The organism is Stenotrophomonas sp. S49 (assembly GCF_016624905.1).
Taxonomy (GTDB): domain Bacteria; phylum Pseudomonadota; class Gammaproteobacteria; order Xanthomonadales; family Xanthomonadaceae; genus Stenotrophomonas.
This window is the reverse complement of sequence record NZ_JACVUD010000121.1, coordinates 1-12,034: the sequence shown is the minus strand read 5'-3', so window position 1 is coordinate 12,034 and position 12,034 is coordinate 1. Positions and strand designations below refer to the sequence as shown.

Genomic DNA, 12,034 nt, shown 5'->3' with positions numbered 1-12,034 from the left:
CCGCCCCCCCCCCCCCCGGGGGGGGCCCCCGGCCCGGGCGCCCCCCCCCCCGGCGAGCGAAGCGGTGGTCAAGGTAGTGCCGGGCCATGCCCGGCGGTCGCGATGGCGTATCAATACCCCGCCGCCATGAACGCATCCAGCACCGCATCGCGCAGTGCATCGGGCAGCGCCTCGATATCCATCGCGCGGTCATCCAGGTGCAGGTGCGGGTCCAGGCTGCTGGCGCGCCCCTGGGCCAGTGCCTGCAGCCATAGCAGCACGCAGATAACGAACTCGCGCTCATGCCCGGGATGCAGGTGGCTGGCGCCGCGTTCGATCACCTCGAACGGGTACCACTCCTGGGTCTCGTTCAATCGGCCGCCCTGCTGCTGCACGGCCTGCAACTGGGCAAGATGGCGCGGCGCATCGTCGCCGGCGTCGCACAACGCGGCGATCCAGGCCAGTTCGTTGGCACTGGCCGTCAGGGCCATCGACCGGCCCGGTGCTGCGGTTGGGGCTGGAGCCAGACCTTCCATGTGGGGCCTCGTCGGTACGTACCGCTGCGGTCTCCCCCGCGCGGCCAGCTTCGGCGCGGTGCCGTAAGGCCGGCGTGAATGCCCGGTGCGCCGCCCCCTTGTCTGCCGGCCCCGCCAGCGCCATATCGGGGCTGATGCCCGCGCGCCGGGCCTGTTCCCCTGGAGATCTGCCGTGACCGATGCCAACCCCCTGCTCGATTTTTCCGGCCTGCCGCGCTTCGAGGCGATCCGCCCCGAGCACGTGGCACCGGCGCTGGATGTGCTGCTGGCCCAGGCCGAGGCGGCGGTCAGCGCGGCCGAGCAGGTGCAGCCGGTTACCTGGCAGACCTTCGTAACCCCGCAGGACGATGCCACCGAGCGCCTGTGGCGCGCCTGGGGCCTGGTCAGCCATCTGCAGGGCGTGGTGAACACCCCTGAGCTGCGTGAGGCCTACAACAGCAACCTGCCGCGGGTGACCCGCTTTGCCAGTGCGCTGGGCCAGAACCTGGCACTGTTCCGCCAGTACCAGGCCCTGGCCGCCAGCGCCGAAGCGGCGCACTTCGATGCGGCCCAGCGCAAGGTGCTGGACAACACCCTGCGTGACTTCCGCCTGGGTGGTGCCGAACTGGAGCCGGCCGCGCAGCAGCGCTTCGCCGCCATCAAGGAGGAGCTGTCGGCACTGTCGGCGAAGTTCTCGCAGAACGTGCTTGACGCCACCGACGCCTGGTCGCTGGTGGTGGACGACGAAGCGCGCCTGGCCGGTGTGCCTGACGACGTGAAGGCCGCCGCGCGTGCGGCTGCGCAGAAGGACGGCCACGACGGCTGGAAGCTGACCCTGCAGATGCCGTGCTACCTGCCGGTGCAGACCTGGGGCGAAGACCGCGACCTGCGCGAGATCCTGTACCGCGCCAGCGCGCAGCGTGCCTCGGAATTCGGCGACGACGCGCTGGACAACAGCGGCAACATCGACCGCATCCTGGCCCTGCGTGGCGAGCTGGCGGCGCTGCTGGGCTTTGCCTCGTACGGCGACTACTCGGTGGCCACCAAAATGGCGCAGGACCCGGCCGAAGTGCTGGGCTTCCTGCGTGACCTGGCCGTGCGTGCCAAGCCGTTCGCCGCACAGGACCGCGCCGAACTGGAACAGTTCGCCAGCGAACAGCTGGGCATTGCACCGCTGCAGGCCTGGGACCTGGCGTTCGCCGCCGACCGCTTGAAGCAGGCGCGCTACAGCTATTCCGAGCAGCAGGTGAAGCAGTACTTCACCGAGCCGAAGGTGCTGGCCGGCCTGTTCGCGGTGATCGAGCAGCTTTACGGCCTGCGGGTGCAGCCCGACAGCGCGCCGGTCTGGCACGACGACGTGCGCTTCTTCCGGCTGGTGGATGCGCAGGGCGCGCTGGTGGGCCAGTTCTACCTGGATCTGTACGCGCGCGAAGGCAAGCGCGGTGGCGCGTGGATGGACGACTGCCGCAACCGCCGCGTACGCGCCGATGGCAGCGTGCAGACGCCGTTGGTCTATCTGGTGTGCAACTTCGGCCGCGGTGCCGACGGCAAGCCGGCCACCTTCAGCCACAACGAAGTCACCACCCTGTTCCATGAAATGGGCCATGGCCTGCACCAGCTGCTGACCCGCATCGGCGAACTGGGCGTGGCCGGCATCAATGGCGTGGAATGGGACGCGGTGGAGCTGCCCAGCCAGTTCATGGAGAACTTCTGCTGGGAATGGGACCACCTGCAGGCGATGACCGCGCACGTGGACAGTGGCGAACCGCTGCCGCGCGCGCTGTACGAGCGCATGCTGGCCGCGCGTAACTTCCATAGCGGCATGGCCACCGTGCGCCAGCTTGAATTCGGCCTGTTCGACATGCTGCTGCACAGCCAGTTCGAACCGGAGCAGGACAGCGTGCTGGCATTGCTGGATCGCGTGCGCGAGGAAGTGGCGGTGAACCATCCGCCGGTGTGGAATCGCTTCCCGCACCAGTTCAGCCATATTTTTGCCGGCGGCTATGCGGCGGGGTATTACAGCTACAAGTGGGCCGAAGTGCTGAGTGCCGATGCGTATGCGGCTTTCGAAGAAGCGCCGCAGGCACTGGCCGAAACCGGTGCGCGTTTCCGCGACGAGATTCTTTCGCGCGGCGGCAGCCGTGCCGCGGCGGAAAACTTCAAGGCCTTCCGCGGCCGCGCACCGCAGATCGAAGCGCTGCTGCGGCATTCGGGCATGGCGTAACGGTAGGCCCTCATCCACGCATGGCGTGGATCTACTGGAATGCTCCGGCATGGCGTAACGCCGGAAAGACGGCGCTACCGCACACCGATCAATCGGCGTAGATCATCTTCCGGGTCATGCCGCCATCCACGACGAAATCCTGGCCGCTGCTGAAGCCGGACAGCGAGGACAGCAGGTACACCGCCAGCGCGCCGATGTCTTCGGGCTGGCCCACGCGGCCCACCGGGTGTTGGGCGTGGTCGCTGGCCGAATAGTCCGGAGCGTGGCGGCGCGACGGCGCCTGCCAGGCACTGGTGCCGATCCAGCCCGGGCTGATGCTGTTCACCCGCACCGCCGGGCCGGCGCTGATGGCCAGTGCATGGGTGAAGGCCACCAGCCCACCCTTGGCGGCGGCATAGGCTTCGCTGTGCGCTTCGGACTGCCAGGCACGGGTGGAGGCGATGTTGATCACCGCGCCTGCGCCACTGGCCGTCAGTGCCGGCAGCGCGTGCTTGCAGCACAGGAACGCGCCATGCAGCGACGACAGCCGCCGTTGCCATTCGTCCCACTCCATGTTTTCCAGCGTGGTGCCATGCGGTCCGGCAATGCCGGCGTTGTTCACCAGGCCATCGATGCGGCCGAAGCGCTGCTGCGCCACGGCAATGAAATCGCGCACGCTGCCTTCGTCGGCAATGTCCAGGCGCTGGAACGCGGCATCATCGCCGCGCTGCCATTCGTCCAGGCAGGCCTGGCCGGCCTCGGTGTCCAGATCGCCGATCAGCACGCGGCCGCCGGCCCCCAGCACCGCCTGGGCGATGCCGCGGCCAATGCCGTTGGCACCGCCGGTGACCAGCACCACCTTGCCCTGCAGGGGCGCCGCAGGCCACGTGGCGATCGGCGGTGCCGCACTCACGACAGGTCTTCCCCGCGCAGGCGGCGGTACCAGCCGTCCACGCCAATGCGGTCCAGGGTCTGGATGTTGCGCTCCACGATCACGTCCGGGTCCGGGAAGGCATCCACCGCGCGCGCCACGCTGTCTTCGCGCAGCAGGTGCAGGGTGGGGAAGGGCGCCCGGTTGGTGTAGTTGCTGGCATCGTCAGCGGCCACGCCGTCGAACTGGTAATCCGGGTGGAAGCTGGCCACCTGCAGGATGCCCTGCAGGTCCAGTGCCTCGATCGCTGCGTCGGCGTTGTCCAGGAAATCGTTGTAGTCCAGGAAATCCACCAGCACCTGCGGATGCACGATCAGCGTGGTGTCGATCTGTTCGGCCGGGGTGTCGCGCAGCAGCACCAGCTCTTCGGCCAACTGCTCCACCAGCGCTTTCGGCGTGGTGGCATCGCTCAGCACGAAACGCACCTGGTCCTTCGCGTACACGGCCTTGGCGAACGGGCACAGGTTCAGGCCGATCACGATGCGCTCCAGCCACAGGCGGGTGGCGGCAATCGGATCGTCGGTGGGCAGGGCGGTATCGGTCATGGCGGGCACATCGGCTGGCGGGGCCGCCATTGTAGGCGCGCGGTCATCGCCGCGCTGTTCACTGTCCACGAACTGGACAGCGGCGATGCTGGAAAGCCGTGCCTGTTCAAGCACATGGCCGCGCATGGCCAATGGCCGATTGCCGCCCCGGCAGTGAAAGGCGTGCAATGGCCCCACGTAACTGGAGGACCCAACATGACTGCATCTTCCCCGTGGCTGCCGGCCGATCTCTGGTCCGGTGCTTTTTTCGATGGCCAGTGGCGCGCCGCCGCGCAGCAGCAGCCGGTGCTTGAACCGGCCACCGGCCAGACGCTGGGCCAGGTGGGCCTGGCCGATGCCGCGCAGGTGGCACGTTCGGCAGCGGCCGCCGCGCAGGCGCAGCGCGCCTGGGCCGCCGCGCCCTACGAACAGCGCGCGCAGGTGCTGCGCCAGGCCGCACGCCTGGCCGAAGACAACATCGACACCCTGGTGGACTGGCTGGTGCGCGAAAGCGGCTCGACCCGCCTGAAGGCCGGCTTCGAGGCCAAGGTGACCATCAAGGCGCTGCACGAAGCGGCGGCGCTGCCCTCGCGCAGCACCGGCGAAATCCTGCCCTCTGAACCGGGCCGGCTGAACCTGGCGCGGCGTCGTCCGCTGGGCGTGGTCGGGGTCATTTCGCCGTTCAACTTCCCGCTGTACCTGGCCATGCGCGCGGTGGCGCCGGCCATCGCGCTGGGCAATGCGGTGGTGCTCAAGCCCGATCCGCGCACGGCCGTCTGCGGTGGCGCGGTCATCGCACGCCTGTTCGAACAGGCCGGGCTGCCCGCTGGCGTGCTGCACATGCTGCCCGGTGATGGTGCCGCCGGTGCCGCGCTGACCAGCGCCCCGCACGTGGCGATGATCCAGTTCACCGGTTCCACCGCGGCCGGCCGCAAGGTGGGTGAAGCGGCCGGCAAGCACCTGAAGAAGGTGTCGCTGGAGCTGGGCGGCAAGAATTCGTTGATCATCCTGGACGACGCCGATCTGGATCTGGCCGTGGCCAACACCGCCTGGGGCGTGTACCTGCACCAGGGCCAGATCTGCATGGCCACCGGCCGCGTGCTGGTGCACCGCAAGATCCACGCTGCGTTCCTGGAAAAGCTGGTGGCCAAGGCGAAGTCGCTGAAGGTGGGCGACCCGGCACGCGAAGACGTGGCCATCGGGCCGCTGATCAACGCCACCCAGCGCGACCATGCCGCGCGCGTGGTGGCCGATGCCGTGCAGGCCGGCGCCACCCTGGAAGCCGGTGGTACCCATCAGGACCTGTTCTTCGAGCCCACCGTGCTGGGCAACGTGGCTGCCGACAACCCGGCGTTCAACGAAGAAATCTTCGCGCCGGTGGCAGTTGTGGTGCCGTTCGACGATGACGACCATGCGGTGCAGCTGGCCAACGACAGCGAGTACGGCCTGTCGATGGCCATCGTGTCCAGCAACGTGGGCCGCGCGCTGAAGCTGGGCGAGCGCCTGCGCACCGGCCTGCTGCACATCAACGACCAGACGGTGAATGACGAAGTGATCAATCCCTTCGGCGGCGTGGGTGCGTCCGGCAACGGCACCAGCATCGGCGGCCCGGCCAACTGGGAAGAGTTCACCCAGTGGCAGTGGATGACTGTCAAGGGCGAAGCGCCCGCCTACCCGATCTGATCCAGGAGGAACATCGCGATGAGCAACACTACTGCAGGCCGTGACATTACCGCGGCCGTCGTGCGCGGCAAGGAACAACCGTTCGTGATCGAGCAGGCGCACCTGCGCGGTCCGCAGGACGACGAAGTGCTGGTGAAGGTGGTGGCCACCGGTCTGTGCCACACCGACCTGATCGTGCGCGACCAGTACTACCCGGTGCCGTTGCCGGCTGTGCTGGGCCATGAAGGCGCGGGCATCGTCGAAGCCGTGGGCCCGAACGTGCGTGATCTGAAGGTGGGCGACCACGTGGTGCTGACCTACGGCGCCTGCGGCCACTGCAACCCGTGCCGCGGTGGCCATGGCGCTTACTGCAAGGATTTCTTCGGGCTCAACTTCGGTGGCGATGATGGCCACGGCCATACCGCCATCACCGATGCGCAGGGGCAGCCGCTGCACGATCATTTCTTTGCGCAGTCCTCGTTCGCCACCTTCGCCATCGCGCGCGAGATCAATGCGATCAAGGTGCCCGACGATGCGCCGCTGGAACTGCTGGGCCCGCTGGGCTGTGGCATCCAGACCGGTGCCGGTGCGGTGCTCAATTCGCTGCAGGTGCGTTCGGGCAGCAGCTTCGCCAGCTATGGCGCCGGTGCGGTGGGCCTGAGTGCGGTAATGGCGGCCAAGGTGGCCGGCGCGACCACCATCATCGCCATTGATGTGGTGCCGTCGCGGTTGGAACTGGCGCTGGAACTGGGCGCCACCCACGTGGTGAACAGCCGCCAGACCGATGTGATCGAGGCGGTGCGTGCGATCACCGGCGGTGGTGCGGATTATGCGCTGGAATCCACCGGCCGCCCGGAAGTGCTGTCGGCCGGCATCGAGGCGCTGGGTGGGCTGGGCATGATGGGTGTGGTGGGTGCACCGAAGCTGGGCACCACGGCCAGTTTCGATGTGAACAACCTGCTGCTGGGCGGGCGCAGCATCCGCGGCATCGTGGAAGGTGACAGCGTGCCGCAGGTGTTCATTCCGCAGCTGGTGACGCTGTACCAGCAGGGCCGGTTCCCGTTCGACAAGCTGGTGAAGTTCTATCCGCTTGAGCAGATCAACCAGGCGGCCGAGGACAGCACCAAGGGCATTACGTTGAAGCCGATCCTGCGTATTGCGGCGTAAGGGTTGCAGGGCTGCGCCCTGCACCTGCCGAAGCCGAAGCCGAAGCCGAAGCCGAAGCCGAAGCAACAGCAACGGCAACAGCGGGCTATCCGTGGGTTGGCGGGGGGGGGGGGGGGGGGGGGGGGGGGGGGGGGGGGGGGGGGGGGGGGCGGCCCCCCCCCCCCCCCCCCCCCCCCCCCCCCCCCCCCCCCCCCCCCCCGCCTTCGACAGACCTCCGCGATCTGTCGGAACGGCGTTCTGCTTTGGTGGGTGCCGACCGTTGGTCGGCACGGGGGGCGGATCCGTCTCCACTGGAAAACGGCTCTGACCCCTTGTTTGAACATGTTTTGAAACGGAAACATTCCGTTGCCGGGACGTAACGCGGCCATGCCGTGCGCGGGTGTACTCTGCTTCCATGATGGCCACGACAGTCGGGCAACAACAGCTGGTCGCCGCGCGTGCTGCGTTCGCGGAAGGCGATGTGCAGTCCTTGGCGGTGTTGCCGCTGCCCCTGCAGCAGTCCTGGCAGCGCTCGCGGGCGGCCGGGGTGCTGCCCGGGCAGGAGCCGTATTACCCGCCGCTGCAGGGCGATGGCCGGCGCCTGCGCGATGCCGACGACCGTCGCCTGGCGCGCTGCGTGCAGCCGGAACTGGAACAGTTGTGGGCGGCCTTCGGCGGGCGTGGCTGGACGATGTTCTGTGCCAACCGCCACGGCATGGTGATCGCGCAGCAGGCCCACGGCCTGGAAGATGCCGCCTTGCTGCGGCCGATCCAGGTCGGGCGGCAGCTGGGTGAAGCGGAGATCGGCACCACCGCGCCGGCGGTCAGCCTGGCCGACGACATGCCCGCCCTGGTGCGCGGCAACGAGCATTACCTGCAGCGCTTCGCGCCGGTGTTCTGCCTGAGTGAGCCGCTGCACGATCTGGACGGCCAGGTCTGTGGGGCGATCGACATCACCGGGCTGGGCGAGCGTGATCCGGCGCTGCTGCAGGGCTATTTCCGGCAGGCCGCGCTGGCCAGTGAGAACCGCCTGTTCCAGACCCTGGCCGATGTGCATCTGCTGGCCGTGCAGCATGATCCGCGCTGGCTGGCCACGCCGCTGCAGGGGCTGCTGGCGGTGCAGGAGGACGGGCAACTGCGCGCGGCCAACCGGGTGGCGCGGCGCCTGCTGGGCCTGCCGCGGCGGGGGCCTTTACCGCTGCTGTCGATGGAAGCGGTGTTTGCTGGCGCCAGCGCGGCCCAGCGCCGCCATCTGCTGCAGCCTGGCCCGGCGCACCGGGTGCGGCTGGGCGAGGGCAGTGCGGTCTATCTGCAGCATCTGCGGGCCCCACGGGCACCGCGCACACGTGCGCCGGCGGCTGCCGCAGTGGCCGCTGCGCCACTGCGCGAGCAGCAGCGCGAAGCGGCGCGTCGTGCCGTACACGCCGCCGATGGCAACCTGAGCCTGGCCGCACGCCAGTTGAGCGTCTCGCGCACCACGCTGTACAAACTGCTGCGCGATTAGTCGCGCAGTCCGCCGGGCCATGCCCGGCGAAAGAATCAATCGCGGAAGTTGTTGAACTGCAGCGGCAGTTCGAACTTGCCGGCCTTCAGCACCGCAATCGCATCCTGCAGGTCGTCGCGCTTTTTGCCCTGCACGCGCAGCTTGTCGCCGTTGATCTGGCTTTCCACCTTCAGCTTGGCTTCCTTCAGCGCTGCGGCGATCTTCTTGGCGATTTTCTGTTCGATGCCCTGCTTGACGGTGATCTTCTGCCGGGCCTGGGCCAGGTTGGTTTCAATGTCGCCAAACTCCAGGCTCAGCACGTCGATGCCGCGGGCGGCCAGGCGCGCGCGCAGGATGTCGTTCATCTGCTTGAGCTGGAATTCGGTCGGTGCGGTCTGGTTGATCACATCGCCATCGCGCTCGAACTTCGCGTCCACGCCCTTGAAATCGAAGCGGGTGGCGAGTTCGCGGTTGGCCTGGTCGATGGCGTTGGTCAGTTCGTGGGTGTCGACTTCAGACACGACGTCGAAGGAAGGCATGGGCGTGGCTCCGCGGAATTCAGTGGCGGCCATTCTATCGCGTGGGCCCCGCGGTGTTTGTAGAGTCGAGCCATGCTCGACTGCCGCGTGAAAGCCAGTCGAGCATGGCTCGACTCTACCGGGGGTGCCAGTCGAGCAAGCTCGACTCTACAGACGGCGATTGCCGGGCGATAATGGGCCATGAACCTGCAACGCTCCCCTTCGCGCGCGGTGGCCTGGATGGTCGCGGCGGTGGCCTGTTTCTCGCTGATGGACGCCGGCATGAAGCAGCTGTCGGCCAGTTATCCCTCGCTGGAAGTCACCTTCCTGCGCGGAGCGGCCTCGCTGCCCTTCGTGCTGGTCTGGGTGCTGGCCAGCGCCGGCCCGCGCTCGCTCATTCCACGTCGCTGGGGCCTGCATCTGTTGCGCGGTGGGCTGGGCATGGCAATGATCGGCTGCTTCGTGTTCGCCCTGCGCGACCTGCCTCTGTCCACCGCCTACAGCATCTATTTCGTCGCCCCGCTGCTGATTGCCGCGCTGTCGGTGCCGTTGCTGGGCGAGCGGGTGGGGCCGCGCCGCTGGGTGGCCATCGGCGTCGGCCTGCTGGGGGTGATCGTGGTGCTGCGGCCGGGCGTGGACGGCTTCATTTCCATTCCCGGCCTGATGGTGCTGGCCGCGGCCACCGCCTATGCCATCGCGGCAATCACGGTCAGCCTGCTCACCCGTACCGATACCTCGCAGTCGATGGTGGTCTGGTTCCTGGTCATCATGGCCATCGGCGCCGGCCTGCTGGCGCTGCCCGACTGGGTGCCGCTGCAGCTGGCCCATGCGCCGCTGATCGCCGGCATGGGCCTGGCCGGCGCACTGGGCCAGATTGCCCTGACCCGCGCCTTCCAGCTGGGCGAGGCCTCGATGATCGCGCCGCTGGAGTACAGCGGCCTGGTCTGGGTGATCGGCTGGGACCTGGCATTCTGGGGCCAGCTGCCGGACGCCTACACCTGGGTGGGCGCGGCCATCATCGTGGCCTCGGGCCTGTACCTGCTGCACCGGGAACGGCTGAACCGGGTGCAGCCGCCGAAGCCGCTGGACCACCCCTGAACCTGCCCGGGATGGGGTCAGAGCCCCTGCGGGGATCCGCCCCCGGGGTCAGACCCCCAAAGGGGCTCTGACCCCAGCGCGTCATCCCCGGTACACGCGGCTTAGAACCAAAAGGAATAACATTCTGGCCCAAGGCGCAGGCGCGGAACCGCCGGCGCTGGTAGGCTGCACGCCCCTTCTTCCGCCCCGCCGGTGAGCCACGCCCGTGATCGAGTTCCAGCGCCTGCACAAATCCTATGCCGTTGCCGGCCGCCAAGTGAGCGCGCTGCAACCGTTGGACCTGACCATCGAAGCCGGCGAAGTGTTCGGCATCATCGGCCATTCCGGCGCGGGCAAGTCCACCCTGATCCGCATGATCAACCGCCTGGAAGAACCCAGCGGTGGCAAGCTGCTGATCGGCGGTGAAGACATCACGGCGCTGGATGCCGATGGCCTGCGCGCGCTGCGCCGTCGCATCGGCATGATCTTCCAGCACTTCAACCTGCTGTCTTCGCGCACGGTGGCCGGCAACGTGGCCTTCCCGCTGGAGCTGGCCGGCACGCCGAAGGCGGAGATCGACGCGCGCGTGGCCGAGCTGTTGCAGACCGTTGGCCTGCAGGACCACGCGACGAAGTACCCGGCGCAGTTGTCCGGTGGGCAGAAGCAGCGCGTGGGTATTGCCCGCGCGCTGGCCACCCGCCCGCAGATCCTGCTGTGCGACGAAGCCACCAGCGCGCTGGATCCGCAGACCACCGCGTCGGTGCTGGCGCTGCTGTCGAAGATCAACCGCGAGCTGGGCCTGACCATCGTGCTGATCACCCACGAAATGGATGTGATCCGCCGCGTCTGTGATCGCGTGGCCGTACTTGACGGCGGCCACCTGGTGGAAACCGGTCCGGTCACCCAGGTCTTCCTGCACCCGCAGCATGCCACCACGCGGCGCTTCGTCAGCGAATCCGAACACGTGGACGAAGGCGTGCTGCACCGCGATTTCGACGTGGTGGGCGGGCGCATCGTGCGCCTGACCTTCCTCGGCGGTGACACCTACGAGCCGTTGCTGGGCCGCGTGGCCCGCGAAACCGGCATCGATTACAACATCCTGTCCGGCCGCATCGACCGGATCAAGGACACCCCGTATGGCCAGCTGGTGGTTGCCCTGGTGGGCGGCGACCAGTCCGCCGCGCAGGCCGCGTTCGTGGCTGCCGGCGTGCACGTTGAGGAACTGCGCCGATGATCGTCGCCACTGCTGAAGGTTTCTTCCGCCACCTGGATGCCAACAAATGGGTGGATATCGGCAAGGCCACCATCGAGACGCTGCTGATGATGGCCGGCTCGCTGCCGCTCACCCTGGCCATCGGCCTGCCGATGGGCGTGCTGCTGTATGTGTTCGGTGCGCCGCAGATGAAGCGCCGGCCGCTGGCTTACGGCGTGCTGGCGATCGTGGTGAACCTGCTGCGATCGGTGCCCTTCATCATCCTGATGGTGGTGCTGATTCCGGTGTCGCTGTGGCTGATGGGCCAGTCGATCGGCGTGCTCGGCACGCTGCCGGCGCTGGTGATCGGCGCGGCGCCGTTCTATGCGCGCCTGGTCGAAACCGCCCTGCGCGAAGTGGACCGCGGCGTGGTCGAGGCGGCGCAGTCGATGGGCGCCACCACCTGGCAGCTGGTCACGCGGGTGCTGCTGCCTGAAGCCCGGCCGGGCCTGATCGCGGCCGCTACCGTCACCACGGTGGCCCTGGTCGGCTTCACCGCCATGGGCGGTGCGATCGGTTCAGGCGGCCTGGGCGATCTGGCGCTGCGCGAAGGCTACCAGCGCAACCGCACCGACGTGGCCCTGGTCACCGTGGTGGTGCTGCTGATCCTGGTGCAGCTGCTGCAGATGCTGGGCGACCGCCTGGTCGCGCATTACACCCGCAAGTAACCGGTTTATCCGCCGGGGGGGGGGCGGCGGGCGGCGGGGGGGGGGGGGGGGGGGGGGGGGGGCGGGGCGGCGGGGG

General features: G+C 68.4%; 11 protein-coding genes. 7 read left to right on the top strand and 4 right to left on the bottom strand.

Features of this window, described 5'->3' with window-relative positions; all coding sequences use genetic code 11:
• Positions 1-110 precede the first annotated feature (110 nt).
• Entirely contained in the window at positions 111-470 is a 360-nt protein-coding gene (locus IAE58_RS18475) for a hypothetical protein (protein ID WP_233615042.1), read from the bottom strand.
• A 217-nt stretch (positions 471-687) separates the two neighbouring features.
• Here IAE58_RS18475 and IAE58_RS18470 point away from each other — a divergent pair, with 217 nt between their 5' ends.
• On the top strand, positions 688-2,718 hold the full coding sequence (locus IAE58_RS18470) for a M3 family metallopeptidase (protein ID WP_199934550.1): 2,031 nt from the start codon (positions 688-690) through the stop codon (positions 2,716-2,718).
• Between the two features lie 88 nt (positions 2,719-2,806).
• Here the strand turns inward: IAE58_RS18470 and IAE58_RS18465 are convergent, their stop codons facing one another.
• Both IAE58_RS18465 and IAE58_RS18460 read right to left on the bottom strand, forming a co-directional pair.
• The gene (locus IAE58_RS18465) at positions 2,807-3,610 is read right to left on the bottom strand and encodes an SDR family oxidoreductase (protein WP_199934549.1); all 804 of its coding nucleotides are present in this window, start codon (positions 3,608-3,610) and stop codon (positions 2,807-2,809) included.
• Entirely contained in the window at positions 3,607-4,173 is a 567-nt protein-coding gene (locus tag IAE58_RS18460; protein WP_199934551.1) for a DUF1415 domain-containing protein, read from the bottom strand. Before IAE58_RS18460 ends, IAE58_RS18465 begins: the two co-directional genes overlap by 4 nt.
• A 195-nt stretch (positions 4,174-4,368) precedes the next feature.
• Between IAE58_RS18460 and IAE58_RS18455 the strand changes: the two genes are divergently transcribed.
• From IAE58_RS18455 to IAE58_RS18445, 3 genes are all read left to right on the top strand, one after another.
• On the top strand, positions 4,369-5,835 hold the full coding sequence (locus tag IAE58_RS18455; protein ID WP_199934548.1) for a benzaldehyde dehydrogenase: 1,467 nt from the start codon (positions 4,369-4,371) through the stop codon (positions 5,833-5,835).
• Between the two features lie 18 nt (positions 5,836-5,853).
• On the top strand, positions 5,854-6,981 hold the full coding sequence (locus IAE58_RS18450; RefSeq protein ID WP_199934547.1) for an NAD(P)-dependent alcohol dehydrogenase: 1,128 nt from the start codon (positions 5,854-5,856) through the stop codon (positions 6,979-6,981).
• Positions 6,982-7,378: 397 nt separating this feature from the next.
• Positions 7,379-8,464, top strand: a complete 1,086-nt coding sequence (locus IAE58_RS18445) for a helix-turn-helix domain-containing protein (RefSeq protein ID WP_233615041.1) — start codon at positions 7,379-7,381, stop codon at positions 8,462-8,464.
• A gap of 35 nt (positions 8,465-8,499) precedes the next feature.
• On the opposite strand, the gene IAE58_RS18440 is transcribed toward IAE58_RS18445, so the two are convergent.
• Entirely contained in the window at positions 8,500-8,982 is a 483-nt protein-coding gene (locus tag IAE58_RS18440; RefSeq protein ID WP_010481366.1) for a YajQ family cyclic di-GMP-binding protein, read from the bottom strand.
• Positions 8,983-9,162: 180 nt separating this feature from the next.
• Between IAE58_RS18440 and IAE58_RS18435 the strand changes: the two genes are divergently transcribed.
• The 3 genes from IAE58_RS18435 to IAE58_RS18425 all read left to right on the top strand — a co-directional run bounded on the left by IAE58_RS18435 (position 9,163) and on the right by IAE58_RS18425 (position 11,958).
• Entirely contained in the window at positions 9,163-10,059 is an 897-nt protein-coding gene (locus tag IAE58_RS18435; RefSeq protein ID WP_108750472.1) for a DMT family transporter, read from the top strand.
• Positions 10,060-10,264: 205 nt separating this feature from the next.
• On the top strand, positions 10,265-11,272 hold the full coding sequence (locus IAE58_RS18430) for a methionine ABC transporter ATP-binding protein (RefSeq protein WP_108754204.1): 1,008 nt from the start codon (positions 10,265-10,267) through the stop codon (positions 11,270-11,272).
• Positions 11,269-11,958, top strand: a complete 690-nt coding sequence (locus IAE58_RS18425; protein WP_108750474.1) for a methionine ABC transporter permease — start codon at positions 11,269-11,271, stop codon at positions 11,956-11,958. The genes IAE58_RS18430 and IAE58_RS18425 overlap by 4 nt, the downstream gene beginning before the upstream one ends.
• The last annotated feature ends 76 nt before the right edge of the window (positions 11,959-12,034 follow it).